18 protein-coding genes are annotated in these 18,463 nt (G+C 35.8%); all 18 read right to left on the bottom strand.

Translation table 11 applies throughout. The features are described from left to right. Positions 1-31: 31 nt before the first annotated feature. Complete coding sequence (locus tag Q4Q47_RS12510) at positions 32-2,101, bottom strand: alpha-ketoacid dehydrogenase subunit alpha/beta (RefSeq protein ID WP_303306995.1); 2,070 nt, start codon at positions 2,099-2,101, stop codon at positions 32-34. A 94-nt stretch (positions 2,102-2,195) separates the two neighbouring features. Next, positions 2,196-3,263 carry a branched-chain amino acid aminotransferase gene (locus tag Q4Q47_RS12505; protein WP_303306994.1) on the bottom strand — a complete coding sequence of 356 codons (1,068 nt, stop codon included), beginning with the start codon at positions 3,261-3,263 and terminating at the stop codon, positions 2,196-2,198. Positions 3,264-3,302: 39 nt separating this feature from the next. Next, a complete protein-coding gene (locus Q4Q47_RS12500) occupies positions 3,303-4,601 on the bottom strand; it encodes a dihydrolipoamide acetyltransferase family protein (RefSeq protein WP_303306993.1) in 1,299 nt (432 codons plus the stop codon). 63 nt (positions 4,602-4,664) lie between these two features. Next, the gene (locus Q4Q47_RS12495) at positions 4,665-5,261 is read right to left on the bottom strand and encodes an acyltransferase (RefSeq protein WP_303306992.1); all 597 of its coding nucleotides are present in this window, start codon (positions 5,259-5,261) and stop codon (positions 4,665-4,667) included. Positions 5,262-5,483: 222 nt separating this feature from the next. Continuing rightward, positions 5,484-6,236: an enoyl-CoA hydratase/isomerase family protein gene (locus Q4Q47_RS12490; protein ID WP_303306991.1), complete on the bottom strand. Its 753-nt coding sequence runs from the start codon at positions 6,234-6,236 to the stop codon at positions 5,484-5,486. A gap of 89 nt (positions 6,237-6,325) precedes the next feature. After that, positions 6,326-8,821 carry a phenylacetic acid degradation bifunctional protein PaaZ gene (paaZ, locus tag Q4Q47_RS12485; RefSeq protein ID WP_303306990.1) on the bottom strand — a complete coding sequence of 832 codons (2,496 nt, stop codon included), beginning with the start codon at positions 8,819-8,821 and terminating at the stop codon, positions 6,326-6,328. Between the two features lie 30 nt (positions 8,822-8,851). After that, positions 8,852-9,172: a GIY-YIG nuclease family protein gene (locus tag Q4Q47_RS12480; RefSeq protein ID WP_303306989.1), complete on the bottom strand. Its 321-nt coding sequence runs from the start codon at positions 9,170-9,172 to the stop codon at positions 8,852-8,854. A gap of 23 nt (positions 9,173-9,195) precedes the next feature. Next, positions 9,196-10,410, bottom strand: coding sequence for a 3-oxoadipyl-CoA thiolase (gene pcaF / locus Q4Q47_RS12475; RefSeq protein WP_303306988.1), 1,215 nt, complete (start codon positions 10,408-10,410; stop codon positions 9,196-9,198). Between the two features lie 138 nt (positions 10,411-10,548). After that, positions 10,549-10,974, bottom strand: a complete 426-nt coding sequence (locus tag Q4Q47_RS12470; RefSeq protein WP_303306987.1) for a PaaI family thioesterase — start codon at positions 10,972-10,974, stop codon at positions 10,549-10,551. Positions 10,975-10,980: 6 nt separating this feature from the next. After that, entirely contained in the window at positions 10,981-11,358 is a 378-nt protein-coding gene (locus tag Q4Q47_RS12465) for a four helix bundle protein (RefSeq protein ID WP_303306986.1), read from the bottom strand. A 9-nt stretch (positions 11,359-11,367) separates the two neighbouring features. Beyond that, positions 11,368-12,585 (bottom strand): 3-hydroxyacyl-CoA dehydrogenase NAD-binding domain-containing protein, encoded by a 1,218-nt coding sequence (locus Q4Q47_RS12460; protein WP_303306985.1) that lies wholly within the window; start codon positions 12,583-12,585, stop codon positions 11,368-11,370. 157 nt (positions 12,586-12,742) lie between these two features. Further along, positions 12,743-13,678 carry a pyridoxal-phosphate dependent enzyme gene (locus tag Q4Q47_RS12455; protein WP_303306984.1) on the bottom strand — a complete coding sequence of 312 codons (936 nt, stop codon included), beginning with the start codon at positions 13,676-13,678 and terminating at the stop codon, positions 12,743-12,745. A gap of 79 nt (positions 13,679-13,757) precedes the next feature. Continuing rightward, the gene (locus tag Q4Q47_RS12450; RefSeq protein WP_303306983.1) at positions 13,758-14,540 is read right to left on the bottom strand and encodes an enoyl-CoA hydratase-related protein; all 783 of its coding nucleotides are present in this window, start codon (positions 14,538-14,540) and stop codon (positions 13,758-13,760) included. Between the two features lie 93 nt (positions 14,541-14,633). Then, on the bottom strand, positions 14,634-15,170 hold the full coding sequence (paaD, locus tag Q4Q47_RS12445; protein ID WP_303306982.1) for a 1,2-phenylacetyl-CoA epoxidase subunit PaaD: 537 nt from the start codon (positions 15,168-15,170) through the stop codon (positions 14,634-14,636). 38 nt (positions 15,171-15,208) lie between these two features. Continuing rightward, positions 15,209-15,961: a 1,2-phenylacetyl-CoA epoxidase subunit PaaC gene (gene paaC, locus Q4Q47_RS12440; RefSeq protein WP_303306981.1), complete on the bottom strand. Its 753-nt coding sequence runs from the start codon at positions 15,959-15,961 to the stop codon at positions 15,209-15,211. 44 nt (positions 15,962-16,005) lie between these two features. Beyond that, positions 16,006-16,290 carry a 1,2-phenylacetyl-CoA epoxidase subunit PaaB gene (gene paaB, locus Q4Q47_RS12435; protein ID WP_303306980.1) on the bottom strand — a complete coding sequence of 95 codons (285 nt, stop codon included), beginning with the start codon at positions 16,288-16,290 and terminating at the stop codon, positions 16,006-16,008. Between the two features lie 63 nt (positions 16,291-16,353). Then, positions 16,354-17,310 carry a 1,2-phenylacetyl-CoA epoxidase subunit PaaA gene (paaA, locus tag Q4Q47_RS12430; RefSeq protein WP_303306979.1) on the bottom strand — a complete coding sequence of 319 codons (957 nt, stop codon included), beginning with the start codon at positions 17,308-17,310 and terminating at the stop codon, positions 16,354-16,356. 70 nt (positions 17,311-17,380) lie between these two features. Then, positions 17,381-18,454 carry a 1,2-phenylacetyl-CoA epoxidase subunit PaaE gene (gene paaE, locus Q4Q47_RS12425; RefSeq protein WP_303306978.1) on the bottom strand — a complete coding sequence of 358 codons (1,074 nt, stop codon included), beginning with the start codon at positions 18,452-18,454 and terminating at the stop codon, positions 17,381-17,383. Positions 18,455-18,463 lie beyond the last annotated feature (9 nt).

Here is an 18,463-nt window from a genome sequence, read left to right as displayed (position 1 = left end):
AAATTACTTCTATAAAAGAAAGGTACAAAAGTTAATAGTTTAATAATTCATCTATTTTATTTTTCACTTTCTCAGTAGATGGAATCATCGTTTGTTCTAAAATGGAGTTTAATGGAATTGCAGGAACATTTTCACTACCAATAGTCATTACTGGCGCATCTAAATATTTGAAGCATTCTTCCTGAATTTTTCCAGCCAAAGCTCTGGCAAAGCTATTATTGCTTGGTTCTTCAGTGACTACCAAGCACTTTCCTGTTTTCTTAACCGATTTCATTATGGTGTCTTCATCTAAAGGAAATAATGTTCTTAAATCAATAATCTCTACCTGACCCCTGATCCCTTTAGTTGCATTATAAGCCCAATGTACCCCCATTCCATAAGTCACAATAGTCAATGTCTCTACATCTTCCTGTTTCCAGATTTCCTGTAATAGCCAAGCTTTACCAAAAGGCAATATATAATCCTCGCTTGGTTCTACTGATGTTGCTCCTTGAGTTCCAGGGACTTTAGACCAATACAAGCCTTTATGTTCAAGTATAACTACCGGGTTTGGATCATAATAAGCCGCTTTCATCAACCCTTTTAAATCAGCACCATTACTTGGGTATGCAATTTTAATACCTCGAATATTGGTAATCACACTTTCTACTGAAGATGAATGATAAGGTCCCCCACTACCGTAAGCGCCTATTGGCACACGTAAAATCATGCTTACTGGCCATTTTCCGTTAGATAAGTAACAACTGCGGCTAACTTCTGTAAATAACTGGTTTAACCCTGGCCAAATATAATCGGCAAACTGTACCTCAACAATGGGCTTTAACCCAACTGCACTCATACCTACAGTTGACCCCACTATAAAAGCTTCTTGAATGGGCGTATTGAAAACTCTATCATCTCCAAATTTCTGTGCTAAGGTTGCTGCTTCTCTAAAAACACCTCCTAATCTTCCACCAACGTCCTGACCATATAACAAACATTCTTTATGCTTTTTCATAAGCTCCTCAATAGCAAATAAAGCACAATCTACCATAACTACTTTTTCGGAGTCCTTTGGTGAACGCTCTCCTTTTTCCTCTATAACTGGTGTTGGCAAAAAATCGTATGTAAATAAATCTTCAGGTGCTGGATCTTCTGCTTTTAAAGCTTTTTCAAAATCTAATTGTACGGTCTCTTTTGCAGAATTTTCTATACTATTTACTTCCTTTTCTGAAAACCCAGCATCTAATAATTGTTGTTTTAATACGGGGTATGGATCACGACTTCTCGCTTCTTCTAAATCATCTCGGTACCATTCCATTCTAACGCCAGAAGTGTGATGATTTAATAAAGGGACTTTAGCATGTACTAAAAACGGACGACGTTCTGTACGTATGGTTTCTATAACTTTTTCTACCGCTTCGTAACTTTCTGTAAAGTTAGCTCCATCGATAGAAATAGCTTCCAAACCATTAAAACCTTGTGCATATTCAAAAGCATTTTGAGCTCTTGTTTCTGCTTCATTTGCTGAAATATCCCAACCGTTATCTTGTACTAAATATAAAATAGGCATTTGCTTCAATGCTGCCATTTGAAAAGCTTCAGCAATTTCTCCTTCGGTTACTGAAGCGTCTCCAAGAGAACATACAGTAATTGGTTTAAGAGACATCTCGACTGCGCTCGATGTAACACTGTTCTCTAAACCTTGTTTTTCAATATATTGCATCCCCATGGCAACGCCTGTTGCTGGAATGGTTTGCATCCCTGTAGCTGATGATTGATGTGGAATTTTTGGTTTGTCATCATCCTTTAAACTTGGATGCGAATAATACGTTCTTCCTCCAGAAAAAGGATCTTCTTTTTTTGCTAATAATTGCAACATTAAATCATATGGCTCTAATCCAAATGATAATAGCATCGCATCGTCTCTATAATACGGAAATGCATAATCTTGAGGCAATAACTGCATTCCCAGAGCTATTTGGATAGCTTCATGACCTCTGGAAGTAGCATGTACATATTTTGAAACTTGTTTAAAATTAGCTTCGTATAATTCTGCCATCGCTTTAGCTGTGCACAGCTTTAAAAATGCTTTTTTTAGTATGTCCTTGTTCATAGTCATTTTCCACAAAAGCGGAAATCTTTTTTATTATGTTTAATTGCTTCCCGACACCATTTCAATTATTACCGAAATGACTCAAAGTGATACTTATTTTTTAAACTAACTCGTTTTTAATAGTTACCATCCAACCGAATTCGTCTTCTAACCTTCCAGAACGAATACCATGCACTGTACCCCGAATCATTTGTCCAACTGGATTATTATCTGAAACATGAATCGTTTTGTCTTTATAACCAATATCTTGGATCATCGCTACCCCTACTGCAGTCCCTGTTCCAAAAGCTTCTTCTAAAGTATTATTTTCTGAGGCTTGAATAATTTCATCTATAGAAATCAAACGCTCTATAACTTTATATCCACGAGCACGCAGCAATTCAATGGAACACATTCTACTTATGCCATTTAAAATACAACCATCCAACTTAGGTGTTATAAGTTCACCGTTTATTTTAAAGAATACATTCATAGTACCCACTTCTTGAATGTACTTATGCTCAACAGCATCTAACCACAAAATCTGGTCATACCCCTTTGCCTTAGCTAGTTCCGTAGGTTGAATAGCTGCGGCATAGTTTCCTGCGACTTTTGCTTCGCCAGTACCTCCTTGAGCTGCTCTAATGAATTTTGTTTCGGCATGTAAACTAATTCTTTTAGTAAAAAATGGTCCTGAAGGAGATGCTATAATAATGAACTTATAATGGTTTGCAGCTCTCATACCTATAAAAGGTTCATCTGCATACATAAATGGACGAAGATATAAGGCACTTCCTTCCTGTGGTGGAATCCAGTTTTTCTCAAGACCAACAAATTGTTTTAGCCCTTCCACAAATAACGCTACAGGAAAGTCTGGCATACCAACACGTCGTGCACTGAAATTTAAACGTTCTCCATTTTTTTCTGGACAAATGAGCCCAGGGTTTCCATGGATGTCTAACGTTGATTTCATGCCTTCAAAAATTGCCTGCCCGTAATGTAAAGCCATGGCTGCTGGATGTGTTGGAATCAAATCTAATGGCTCTATTCTTGGGGTTTGCCATTGGCCATTTTCATAATCGCAAATAAACATATGATCTGTGAAAATGGTTCCTAACGGAATGTTATCAAAATCTAAATCATTTACTTTAGACGCTTTAACTCTGGTAATTTTTATAGTGTTTTCCATAATATTTAATGAGATACTGAAAGTTCAGTATGACTTTATTTATATTGTTCTACTTGTATCAAATTGTTCGAAATAATCGGCTACGCGTTTTAAGAAACTCCCTCCTAAATAGCCATCAACGACTCTATGGTCAAATGACAAAGAAAGGTACATCATACTCCGTATAGCAATTTCATCTCCATTTTCTGTTTCGATAACTTCGGCTCTTTTCTTAATAATTCCTAATGCTAAAATGGCAACTTCAGGTTGGTTGATTATGGGTGTTCCCATGAGGCTACCAAAGGTTCCTACATTCGAAATTGTAAACGTGCTACCTTTTATATCGTCACCTGCTAATTTATTCTCTCTTGCTTTGTTTGTCAGTTCGTTTACATTAGCGGCCAGCTCTGTTAAGTCTTTAGTATCTGCATTTTTTACCACAGGAACAATTAAGTTTCCACTTGGTAATGCTGCTGCCATTCCAATATTAATAGCTTCTTTTACAATGATGTTACCGCTATCTACTGATGCGTTGATATTTGGAAAATCTTTCACCGCTTTTGCAACTGCTTCTACAAACAATGGCGTAAAAGTTAAACGTTCTCCATATTTTTCTTGAAATGCTTTTTTATTTGCATCTCTCCAATGAACCATGTTTGTTAAATCTGCTTCAACGTATGCCGTTACATGTGGTGAGGTATGTTTTGAATATACCATATGATCTGCAATCATTTGGCGCATTCGATCCATTTTGACGACTTTGCCTTTTCCTTTATCGAAGCTTAATTGGGGAATACGGTAGGCCGTAGGGTCTTGCTGTGCTACAGGTTGTGCAAATTTGAATGGTCTCCCATCTTCTATATATCTAAATACATCGCTTTTACGTAATCTATCTTCATTTCCTGTTGCTGGAATCCTGGCTAGTTCTTCAAAACTAATGTGATGCTCTTTAGCAATAGAAATAATCAACGGAGAAAAGAAGGTATTTGAATTTGAAACACTAAACTTTTCTTCGGAAGGTGTTTGAACTTGTTTTGAAGTTCTTGATTTCGCTTTATTCTCAACTGGACTTGGGCTAGCAGGTTTTTCAATTTCTATAGGTTTAGCCGACTTTGTTTTTTCTGAAACGTCTAATAAAGCAATCACTTCTCCAACTGATACAACATCTTTTGCTTCAAATAGTATTTTTACTAATCTTCCAGAATAAGGTGCAGGAACTTCATTATCTACTTTATCTGTAGCTATTTCTATAATGATATCACCTTCATCAAACGATTCTCCTTCACTAACCAACCAGTTGATGATAGTTCCTTCTGTAATACTTTCGCCCATTTTGGGCATTTTAAATTCGAATTCCATTATTTTAAATAACTAATGTTTGTTAGTTTTTGAATTATTGTTTTTACTAAATATAGTAAACATTTACTTTTTCATAAAATCTCGAAGCGTATCATACACTCCTTCTTGCATTTTCATGGTGTCCGGAATGGCTCTTAGAGGGGCAACTTCATTTAAACTTTCGTGACAATCTGCTGGTAATTGTTGGTACAATTGTGTTCCTTTAGTTTTCCAATCAATCATCTCGTCACTAACTTGTTTGATAATTTTTGCTGGATTACCTACTACTAAACTTCGACCGGGAATTTTAGTTTCTGCTTTTACAAAAGACATAGCTCCAACAATACATTCATCTCCAATTTCGGCATCATCCATAATGACCGTGTTCATTCCAATAAGGCAATTTTTACCCAAATTTGCGCCATGAATGATAGCGCCATGACCAACGTGAGCACTCTCCTTTAGTACGATAGATTTCCCAGGAAACATATGAACTGTACAGTTTTCCTGAACGTTTACGCCATCTTCCAAAATGATTTGCCCCCAATCTCCACGAATGGCTGCTCCCGGGCCAACATAACAATGCTTGCCAATAATGACATTACCGGTTACGGCAGCCAAAGGATGCACAAAACTAGATTCGTGTACAACGGGTATGTATCCTTTAAAACTGTAAATCATATCCTTATTCCTGCGTAGGCAGGAATCTCATTATTTATTAACTCTAAATTCTCAATTATCTAAATACCAATGAAAATTTAAACCTGATCCATTGTGATTTATTTCTTCAATATTATCTATAACTCCATTATAAATTACTCTATAAAATTTATTTACCATTATCTGGTTATACCAATGTTTTGTCTTTGTTTGCCATGAGATTCCTGCCTTCGCAGGAATGTGTCACTTAAACCCTTTTAATTTTTCTTTTGTAAAATCACTTAAAACTAATCGTCCACTTGTTTCTGCTCGCTCTGCTAATAGTTCATCCCAATGGTCTGTTCCTTTCCAAAAAACCTTTTTCATTTCCATCATCGCTTCTGTATTGTAAGTACATAAATGCTCTGCTGTCACTTTTACAGCTTCATCAAGTTCTTCAGTACCATCATATACATGCGTAAATAAGCCTTTTTGTTTTGCCCATTCTGCAGGATAAAATGAATTAGCGTCTATAGCAATCTGAGACATCGCACTCAATCCCATTTTACGTTCTATTGCTGGTCCCACAACAAAAGGTCCAATACCAATATTTAGCTCGCTTAATTTGATTGCTGCGAATTTTGTTCCCATACAATAATCTGTTGAAGCTGCTAAACCAACACCTCCTCCAACAGTTTTTCCTTGAATGCGCCCAATAATAAACTTTGGGCATTTACGCATCGCATTAATCACATTTGCAAATCCTGAAAAGAATACTTTTCCTTTTGCAGCATCATTTATATTAATAAGTTCTTTAAAACTTGCTCCTGCACAAAATGTCCGGTCACCCCCACTTTTTAGAACAATTACTTTGACAGCATCATTCTCACCTGCTTCAGTTATAGTTTCGGCTAGTTCTGCTAATATGTTTCCTGGCAAGGAATTATGTGCAGGATGAAAAAACTCGATGTATCCTACCTCGTTTTCTATATCTATTTTAACATAAGGGTCACTCATACTTTTTTATATTTTTTATCATTACAAAGAATAAAATGCGTGCAATCTTATCATGAGATTCCTCACTTCTTTCGGAATGACAACATCGTTTATATTAATCCAAATTGTTCAAAATGATGATTCAAATGCTTTCGCTCCATCAAATACCACTCATATCTATTTAATTCTCCAAACACTACATTTTTTAAAGTAGCATCAGGGTTTTCTTTAAAATACTCCAAATAGTTATTTCTAGCTTCATTTAGTTTAATAATAGCCTCTTCTAAATTGTTTGATTTTAATTCCCCAATTTTAGATTCCTCTGCTAAAGGGAACATGTGCTCATATGGCATTTTATCATAATTATAAAGTGAGTTATGCACTTTTTCTAATATTTTTTCAGGTGTTTTAATTTCAAAATCCTGTATTTCTCCTGATGCAATTCTATAAGTATATTCTAAATGTTCAACCATATGTTGCGCCGACATACTTCCCCATTTTGGTTTAATATCTACTGTCAATTTATTTAAACATTCTTGAATTTTCTCTTCTGTCATTTCAACAAATGTCTCCTGTTTTTTCTGAACCATTGTTAGAATGGTTGCTATAGCCACCAATTCATCGTCAGCATCAAATACCTCAACAAACCATTTTACAATACCACTAGGGTGTTCTGCACCTGCAACATCTCTATCTACTTTTTGTTTGCATGTTAAACGTACATAAACGGTATCATTATGATACAAAGGACGTAAAAAACGACATTCTTCCAAGCCATAATTTGCAGAAACTGGTCCTTTATTCGGATATACAAATAATCCGGCAGCAGCCGAAATAATAAAATACCCATGAGCTGTTCGCTTTTCAAAAATACTTCCATCTAATGATGTTATATCCGTATGTGCATAAAAATGATCCCAAGTAAGGTTAGCAAAATTAATTATATCTGTATCTGTAAATGTGCGCTTATGTGTTTTTAAAGACATACCTGGTTGAATATCTTCCCAATGGTATTTAAATGGATGCTGTTCTGCTTCTTTATACTTGGCATTTGCCTGATAAATGCCAGTAATTTCTGTTAATGTGGTTGGTGAACCCTGAATTGCGGTGCGTTGCAAGTAATGCTTAATACCTCGCATGCCTCCCATTTCTTCTCCTCCACCAGCACGTCCTGGGCCTCCATGTGTTAAACTTGGAAGTGGCGACCCATGCCCTGTGCTTTCTTTTGCACTCTCTCTATTAAGAACTAAAATACGACCATGATGACTCGCTGCATTGACCACATAATCTTTTGCAATATTATCATCATTAGTGGTAATTGACGATACTAAAGAACCTTTACCCATTTGAGCTAAAGTTATAGCCTCATCTAAATTTTTATATGGCATAATAGTACTAACAGGACCAAATGCTTCTTTTTCATGCACAGCGTGATTAGTAAATGGATGATCTTCTCTTAATAAGATCGGGCTAATAAAAGCGCCTTTTTTAGCATCTGCTCCAATAACATTTACCTTATCTAAACTACCATATACTATATGAGCCGTTTTACTAATTTCTTCAACACGTTCTCTGACTTCATCAACTTGGTCTTTGCTTACCAAAGACCCCATACGTACTTCTTTAAGCCTTGGATCTCCTATAGTTACTTTATCCAAAGCACTTCCTAATGCAATTTGTACATCTTCAACCAATTTCTCTGGAACAATAACACGCCTAATAGCTGTACATTTTTGTCCCGCTTTTACGGTCATTTCCTTACGTACTTCTTTTATAAAAATATTAAACTCTGGCGTTCCAGGAATGGCATCTTCACCCAATATAGATGAATTTAAAGAATCAGCTTCCATATTAAATGGAACAGATTCATTTATAATTTGTGAATGCGATTTCAATAAACGACCTGTTGAAGCTGAGCCTGTAAAAGTTACAACATCTTGAGATTGAACCGTATCTAATATAGATCTTGCAGAACCTGTAATTAATTGCAAAGCACCTTCTGGCAATATGTTAGATGCTATAATTTCTTTAACAACAGCTTCGGTTAAAAAGGCTGTATTTGTTGCTGGTTTCACAATAGCAGGAACACCAGCCATCCAGTTAACAGCACACTTTTCTAGCATGCCCCAAACTGGAAAATTAAAAGCATTAATGTGAATGGCAACACCTTTTTTGGGCACCATAATATGGTGAGCCATAAAGCGTCCGCCACGAGATAAATCGATTGGATCTCCTTCTACATGATAGGACTGATTTGGAAACAATTTACGCAATGAAGCATTAGCAAAAAGGTTACCAAAACCACCCTCAATATCTATCCAACTATCAATTTTTGTAGCTCCTGTTCTATAGCTTAGCTCGTAAAATGCATCTTTTCTCTTAACAAGATACAATGCTAATTTTTTAAGCATGTTTCCCCGCTCTTGAAAAGTCATTTTGCGCAAAGTTTCTCCTTTATCTCGTCCGTATTGTAAGATTTCAGCAAAGTCAAGACCTGTAGTATCGGATAACGCAATCACTTCTCCCGTTACAGCATCAAACATAGGAACACCATCACCTGTGCCTTTTTGCCATTGACCTGTAACATAATTTTGTGCTTTTTTCATAATAAATGCCTGCGAAGGCAGGTATCTTTTTTATTTATTAACTCTAAATTCTTTATTATCTAAATTCCAATTTACACTTAAATCTGACCAATTAGGATTCATTTCTACAATCAGTTTTACTTTCCATTCTCTTTTCCATTTTTTAAATTGTTTTTCTCTAATTGATGCTTCTTTTCCATTTTCTAACCCTTCAAAATAAACAAGGTTTTCACAATTATACTTTGCAGTAAAAGATTTTGGATAAATTTTATTTTTATGCTCTTTTACTCTTTCATCAATATTATCGGTTACACCTATATAAATTACTCCGTTAGGTTTATTTGCCATTATATAGACGCACCAATGTTTCATTTCTTTTATTATGAGATTCCTGCCTACGCAGGAATTCTTTCTATAATTGCTGCATATCCTTGCCCTACTCCAACACACATGGTAACTAATGCATATCTTTTTTGTTGTTCTTGTAATTCTAAAGCTGCTGAATATGCAATTCTAGCTCCTGTAACACCTAATGGATGCCCAATGGCGATAGAACCTCCATTTGGGTTTAATCTTGGATCGTTATCTGCTAATCCCCAAGCTCTGGTACATGCTAATGCTTGTGCAGCAAATGCTTCGTTTAATTCTATAACATCGATATCGTCCATAGTTAAACCTGCTTTTTCTAATGCTCTATTCGAAGCTTGCACTGGACCGATTCCCATGATTCTTGGCTCAACACCAACTACAGCTGAGCTTACTATTCTTGCTATTGGTTTTAATCCATATTGTTTTACAGCATTTTCTGATGCAATAATCGTAGCTGCTGCTCCATCATTTAATCCCGATGAATTTCCAGCAGTAACACTTCCTCCTTCTTTCTTAAAAGCTGGGCGTAATTTTGCCAATACTTCCTTCGTTGTTGTTGGCTTTACAAACTCATCTTTTGAAAAAATAATTGGATCCTTTTTCCGTTGTGGAATTTCAACATGAACAATCTCTTTATCTAAACGCCCATTTTCTTGCGCTCTGGTTGCTTTCATTTGACTCCAATACGCAAAAGCATCTTGATCTTCACGAGAAATATTATACATTTCCACAAGGTTTTCGGCAGTATTCCCCATACCGTCTGTACCATATAGTTTATGTATCTTCGGGTTAATAAAACGCCATCCAAACGTAGAATCGTACATTTTAGAATCACCTCCAAATCCAGTCGACGGCTTTCCTATAACGTATGGACCACGCGTCATATTCTCAACACCTCCTGCTATAAACACATTGCCATCTCCAGCTTTAATAGCTCTGTTCGCATGAATAATAGCTGATAATCCCGAACTGCATAAACGGTTAACGGTTTCTCCCGGAACTGTAAATGGTAACCCTGCCAACAAAGAACACATACGTGCTACATTACGGTTATCTTCTCCTGCCTGGTTTGCACAGCCCATGATAACATCATCATAAGCGTCTTTAGGAATATTCTTGTTACGCTCTACAATTTCTTTAATAGCAATAGCCCCTAAATCGTCTGTACGAACAGCGGACAAAGTGCCTTTATAACTCCCTATTGGTGTTCTAATACCGTCTATTATGTATGCTTCTTTCATAGTAATGCCTGCGCAGGCAGGTATCTTATTAATTATTACTCAAAATTAACTCTCTCCCTAAACACTTACTTATAGAGGGATCGTCTTGAATTTGTTTTTTCTTTCTATTATGAGATTCCTGCCTACGCAGGAATTTGTTTATTCCCAATCTTTTTGAGTACGATAAACCACACCTTTAAATAGCGCAACCAATTCATCTCCTCGTTTTACTTCTACGATGTTAAACCCTAATTTATTATTTACTTTTTCAATAACACATTCTGCGACTAAATAATCACCTTCATTTAATGCTTCTATATGATTAATGCTTGTTTCAATAGAGACTGCATACTTCCCATGTGTGTTTGAGGTAAATCCGAAAGCTGTATCAGCAAGCGAATAACTAATTCCTCCATGTGCATAATTCATACTGTTAAGCATCTCTTTTCGAATAGTCATGGCTACCTTAACACGTCCAATCTCACTTTCTAAAATTTCAATACCTAACCATTGGCTGTAGGCGTCTTGGCTTAACATTCGGTAAGGAATGAGGTGTGAGGCTATAGGTTTATTTTTAGTTGACATTTAAAATTATTTAATTCTTTTTGAAATCCTAACTCTTAACGTGGTTATCATTTTTGATAATTCGGTTAGTATCCTTCTATTTTCCTCATCTTCTTCATTTGTAATATAATTTCTCATTTGGGCTTTTGAACTACAAGAAACACATTCATGTGCACTATGCCATGCATTACCCAAATAGTTATGAAATTGTTTATCAGTTCCACTTGAACCTTCAGAGACATTCAATGCTATCGAATCTGCTGCTCTTTTGAATTGCGAAGACAACTCAAACCGTTCTTCTTTTGGAAACTTTTTAACTAAACCATTTACCAACTCTCCAAACTCCATTGCCCTAACATAAATGGTTAAATCTTCAAACTTAAAATGATAATTTGATTTCCTCATCCCTCAAACCTAATTAAAAAACCTCATCCCTAGTTTATTCATCTTACGTAATAATGGACTGCAACGGTATCTATCTTCATGATATTCGTTATATAAATTATCCATTGTTTCAACACACCAATCAATACCTTTTTCATCTGCCCAAGCTAATAGCCCTTTAGGGTAATTCACGCCTTTAGTCATAGCATTGTCTATATCTTCAGCCGAAGCAATATTTAAAAACAAGGCATCTGCCGCTTCATTGATTAACATTATTAGTATCCGATTGAATATAGCTTCTGCTATTTCACTATTTTGAGATTCTTCGCTACCGCTCTGAATGACACGTTTGCCGTTTTCATCATAATTGTAATACCCCTTTCCAGATTTTCTCCCGAGATAACCTGCTTCTGCAAAACGTTTTTGCGTAAATGCGGGTTTATATCTTGGATCGAAATAAAATGCAGTAAATACTGTTTCGGTTACTGTATAGTTAACATCGTTTCCTATAAAATCCATTAATTCGAATGGTCCCATACGGAAACCTCCTAATGTCTTTAAACTGTGGTCAATCGTTACAAAATCCGCTAAACCTTCTTCATAAATTCTTAATGCTTCTCCATAAAACGGGCGTGCTACTCTATTCACTATAAAACCTGGTGTATCTTTTGCTATGGCTACTGTTTTTTTCCAATCAGATATAATCTTAACCGACTTCTCTAACACTTCTTTAGACGTTTGAATAGCTGGAATAACCTCAACCAACTTCATTAAAGGTGCTGGATTGAAAAAATGGATCCCAACACAACGTTCTGGTTTTTCTAATGATGCAGCAATTGATGCTATTGATAAACTAGATGTATTTGAAGCGATAATACAGTTATCTGACACATAGGTTTCTAATTCAGAAAACACCTTTTGCTTAATATCCAAATTCTCTATGATGGCTTCGATCGTTAAATCAGAATCTGAAAGACTTTTCAAGCTATCTACATATTGAATATTGCCTTGAATCCTACTTTTCTCGGCAGTATCAATTCTTCCTTTTTCAGTGAGTCTGTTTAATATTTTATCCAACGCTACTTTGGCTTTATCTAAAGCTAATTGATTGGTATCATATAATTTCACCTTGCAACCAGAAGTTGCTGCTACTTGCGCAATACCACTTCCCATGGTTCCAGAACCTATAATTCCTACTTGTATGATTTGTGATATTTGATTGTTGATATTTGATTTGTGATTTGACATATTCAAAACTAAGATTTAAGCTTATTCGATGTTGTTTTAATACTTGTAACAAGTATTAAAATTAATTCATCGTTCTTCTAATTGGTTTGGTTTCATTTTAACTTCCTTTCATTTCTTTTTGTTCAAAAATCAGCAATCAACAATCTCCAATCATTAATCAGAACGGTAGATTTGTTACATCTACGTTTCCGCCAGAAATAATAATTCCAACTTCTTTATTTTTAAATTGCTCTTTTTCTTTTAATAAAGCTGCAAATGCTACGGCGCTTGAAGGTTCAATAATTATTTTCATGCGTTCCCAAACAAGTTTCATGGCATCTATAATCGCTTCTTCTTCAACTAAAATGATGCTTTCCACATCTGCTTTAATAATGGGAAAATTTTTATCTCCAAGGTGTGTTCGTAAACCATCAGCAATAGTATCAACAGATTCGTTATACTCTATTTTTCCACTTTTTTTAGAACGAAAAGCATCATCTGCATTTTTAGGTTCGCCTCCAATAACTTTACATTTTTCAGAAAAATATTTTGCTGCTAAAGCTGTTCCTGCAATGAGTCCACCACCACCAACAGGCGTCAAAATACAATCCAATTGCGGTTGCTCTTCTAACAATTCAATAGCAGCAGTTCCTTGTCCATGAATAACACTAGTATCATTTGAAGGATGAATAAAAGTAGCATCTTTTTCTAGTTTAACTTTTTCAGCCATTTCCTCACGAGCCATTGGCGTAGACTCACTTTCAATAATATGTCCTTTATAACCTTTTACCGCATTTTTCTTTACTAGGGGTGCATTCTCTGGCATGACAATATAAGCGTTAACGCCTGTTTTATTTGCTGCCAATGACAATGCCTGTGCAAAATTACCAGATGAATGTGTTACCACCCCTTTGTTTCTTTCTTCTTCTGTTAAACATAAAATAGCATTGGTAGCTCCTCTCATTTTAAAAGCACCCATTTTTTGAAAGTTCTCACACTTAAAATAGACATTAGCACCAACTATCTCATTAATTAATTGAGATGTAAGCACAGGGGTCTTGTGAATAAATGGTTTCACGCGGTTGTGTACTTTTATGAGAAATTCCTTATTCATATTTATTTTATCGATAATGAGACCTTTCGACTTTAGTTTATACTGAGCGCAGCCGAAGTACTCAAGGTGACAAAAACTACTATTTACCTTTAAAGTTTGGTTGACGTTTCTCAATAAAAGCTGCAACACCTTCTGCATAATCTTCAGTTCCTGCCGCTTCTATTTGATGTTTTGATTCTAATGCTAACTGGTTTTCTAAATCATTCGTTAACGATTGGTTTAGTGTTTTTTTAATTAAACCCAGTGCCTTTGTTGGCATGTTTGCCATTTTAGAAGCTGTTTTTTGAACGGTTTCTGAAAAGGCATCAGATGGTACATATTTATAAATCATCCCTAAACGTTCTGCCTCTTCAGCACTCACTTTATCTCCTAACATGGCTAACGCAGATGCTTTTTGAAACCCTATTAATCTTGGTAAAAAGAAGGTTCCCGCACTATCCGGAATTAAGCCTATTAAGCTAAATGCCTGAATAAAACTCACCTTTTCATCTGCTATAACCACATCACAGGCTAAAGCTATATTTGCTCCTGCTCCTGCTGCCACGCCATTGATAGCTCCAATGATTGGTTTTTCAATATTTCTAATTCTTAGAATTATTGGATTGTAATGCTCTTCTAATATTTTTTTGAATCCTGGATTTAACTCTGGTGAAGTGACTTCTTTTAAATCTTGACCAGCACAAAATGCTTTTCCGTTCCCTGTTAAAACCATGGCTCTAACAGCATCATTCTTCTCGCAATCATCAAATACACTTTGTAAGCTTAAAGCCATTTCACGATTAAAACTATTAAACACTTCTGGTCTGTTAAGCGTTATATACGCTATATTATTCTCAATTTTTAAAAGAATCGAATTGCTCATACCTTTATTCCTATGAAAGTAGGAATCTTATTAATTAAACTTCTTTTTTACTTGATGTTATCCTGAAACGCACTCAGGGTGACATCAACTTTGTCATTTCAAACATTTAAAATAATCAAAGGGTTCTTGGCAGTCTTCACATTTAAACAGTGCTTTACATGCCGTTGAACCAAATTGACTCACCAATGTGGTATTTTTTGAACCACAATTAGTGCACTTTACCAGTTTTTTGCCTTCCAGTAATACTTCTTTATCTGCATCTGCTTCTAAAGGCGCTGCTATTCCATACTTTTCAAGTGCTCGTCTTCCTTTTTCTGTAATCCAATCTGTGGTCCAGGCTGGAGATAAAACCAATGTTACTTTTGAATTGAAACCAGCCTGTTTTAAAGCTAATTTAATATCATCTCCAATAACATCCATGGCTGGACAACCACTATATGTTGGTGTTATTTTTATTAAAACTTCACCATTAACTATTTTAGCAGAGCGAACAACTCCCATATCTAGAATCGACAGTACTGGTATTTCCGGGTCTGAAACCTGAGCTAGAATTGGGATTAAAGCCCCATCTATCTTCCCCAAAGGGGAAGAACTCTTACTCGAATATGGTATGTCTTTAAATTTATTCATAATCTAATTTCCTCCCTTTGGGAGGATTAAGGTGGGCTTTACCACTCCATATTTGGGAACGCACGCTGCATATATTGCATGTCTGCTAGCAAATAGCCCATATGTTCTGTATGAATACCTTGCTTTCCTCCTTTTTGAAAATATTTTGATTCTGGAACCAATAAGGTTGCCTTTTCTAAAATTTCTGATACTTTATTGTAATAAGTTTCTTTTAAGTTAGCCGTTTCCACACCAATTCCTTGAGATATCATAGCTTTATCTGCTTCCGTTTGATGGAACAACTCATCTGTATAGGTCCATAAACTATTCACTGCATTTTGCATACGTTTATGGCTTTCTTCAGTGCCATCTCCCAGACGTATTATCCAATCTGTAGAAAAACGTAAATGATAAGACACCTCTTTAATAGACTTATTGGCAATAGCGGCTAAAGTTTCATCCTTACTATTTTTAAGTTCTAACAAAAACATATAATGATAAACATCAAACAAAAACTGTCTTGTCATTATGTATGCAAAATCTGTGTTAGGTTGCTCCACTAACAACGTATTAAAATAGCCTCTTTCTGGACGTAACATGGCAATATCATCTTCTGTCTTACCTTCACCCTGAACCTGTACGGCGTATTGATAATAACTACGTACTTGCCCAAATAAATCTAAAGAAATATTTGTGCAAGCAATATCTGTTTCTAAGCTAGGTCCATGACCACATAATTCTCCTAGTCTTTGACCGAGAATTAAAGAGTTATCGGCTATTCCTAAAATATATTTGTATAAATTGTTATTCATAGTTTCTCTTCATGAGATTCCTGCCTTCGCAGGAATGACAATTATTACATATGTTTTATCTCATCAGGCAACACATAAAATGTTGGATGGCGATATACCTTATCTTGAGCTGGCTCAAATAATTCACCATTATTTTCTGGATTAGAGGCTGTAATATTTTTAGATTCAACAACCCAAATACTAACACCTTCTTTTCTTCTTGTATATACATCCCTTGCATTTTCTAAAGCCATGTCTGCATCTGCTGCGTGTAGGCTTCCAAAATGACGATGTTCTAATCCGTTTTTACTTCTTACGAATACTTCCCAAAGCGGCCATTCTTTTTTCATAGTATTAAATGCCTGCGAAAGCAGGTATCTTATTAATTTATACTAAAATTTATTTTTATTCTATTATGAGGCCTCTTTTTTCAAAGAGGTTGCTTTTTTTTCTGCATGAGCCATAGCTGCATCCCTGACCCATTGCCCATTTTCCCAAGCGCGAACTCTTGTAGTCATACGCTCTTTGTTACATGGCCCGTGACCTTTTACAACTTGCCAAAACTCATCCCAATCTATTTCACCAAAATCATAACCTTTTTTAGCTTCATTCCATCTTAAATTTTCATCCGGAACTTTTAAACCTATAAGTTCTGCTTGTGGTACCGTTTGGTCTATAAACTGCTGGCGCAATTCATCGTTTGTTTTACGCTTTAATTTCCATTTCATAGACTGCGCCGTATGCACCGATTTATCATCTGTTGGACCAAGCATCATTAATGATGGCCACCACCAACGGTTCAATGCATCTTGAGCCATTTCTTTTTGTTCAGGAGATCCATTTGCCAGTTTCACCATAATTTCATAGCCTTGTCGTTGGTGAAAACTCTCTTCTTTACACACTCTTACCATAGCTCTTGCATAAGGTCCGAAAGACGTGTTGCATAATGGCACTTGGTTTATAATGGCAGCACCATCTACCAACCAACCTATAGCTCCTATATCTGCCCATGTTAATGTTGGGTAATTAAATATACTAGAGTATTTTGCCTTACCTGAATGTAATTGCTCAAACAATTCATCTCTGGTAACTCCTAAAGTTTCAGTAGCACTATATAAATATAAGCCGTGACCTCCTTCATCCTGAACTTTAGCTAATAATGCCACTTTCCTTCTTAAAGATGGGGCTCTCGAAATCCAATTCCCTTCTGGGAGCATCCCTATTATTTCAGAATGAGCATGCTGCGACATTTGTCTGATATGGGTTTGACGATACTTCTCTGGCATCCAATCCTTAGGCTCAATTTTTTCGTCACGAGCTATACGTGCTTCAAATTGTTCTTCTAATTTTTTTATTTGTGCTTCACTCATTTTTTTTAGTTGTTAGTGAATCGTTTTTTATATCTCTTTTCATTTTATGAGATTCCCATCTTCGTGGGAACTAGACATCAAAATCTACTACTACTTTTTCGCTTGTTGGGACCGCCTGACAACTTAACACCAAATTTTGAGCAACCTCTTTTTCATCAAGTGCATAGTTAATTTTCATCTCAACAGAACCTTCAACGACTTTACATTTACAAGTACTACAAACACCTCCTTTACATGCAAAAGGCAAATCTGCTCCTGCTGCCAAGGCGCCATCAAGAAGATTATCATAGTCATCTTCCATAATGAATTGAAACTCTTTTCCTCCATCAATAATAGTTACTGCTGTCCCTTCTGCTTTATGCTCTAAAACTTCAGTAATATGCTTATTATCTTCATCTGTACTTCCAGAGAAAAACAACTCGTAATGTATTTTAGCAGCATCTAACCCAGCTGCTTGCAACTCGTCACGAATTAGGAAAATCATGTCTTGTGGACCGCAGATAAAACAGTCGTTTGTATCTGCTATATCAATAAATGTATTCGTTAATATTTGAAGTTTTTCATGCGTAAATCTCCCATTTAAAAACTCAATATCTCTCTGTTCTTTTGTTAAAAAATGAAACGTATGGAATCTTTGGAAAAACTTATTCTTGAGTTGTTCTATTTCCTCCTTAAAGATAATTGATTTTGCCGTTCGATTCAAGTAAAATAGCTTGAATGTACTATTTGGTTCAAGCTCTAAATGTGTTTTTATTATAGATAGCATGGGCGTAATACCACTTCCCGCAGCAAATCCAATATAGTTTTTAGGTATGGAGGCATCAATATCTACATAAAAACTACCTGAAGGTTCCATAATTTCTAATACATCTCCAGCTTTAAGTTCTGTATTGGCATACGTTGAGAAGACCCCTCCTGGAATTTGCTTAATGGCCACTTTCCACTCATTATCTATTGGGCTTGAACACAAAGAATATGATCTACGCACATCTTCACCATTAATATCCTTTTTTAATGTAAGATGTTGCCCTTGGATAAATTTGAATTTATCTCTTAAATGCTCTGGAATATCAAAAACGACTACAGATGTATCTTTTGTTTCCTTATAGACATCAGTCACTTTTATGCTATAAAACTCTGCCATAAATTATTT

The organism is Flavivirga spongiicola (assembly GCF_030540825.1).
GTDB lineage: Bacteria > Bacteroidota > Bacteroidia > Flavobacteriales > Flavobacteriaceae > Flavivirga > Flavivirga spongiicola.
Note: the sequence above shows the minus strand (reverse complement) of the source record. Positions and strands in the feature narration are given on the sequence as shown.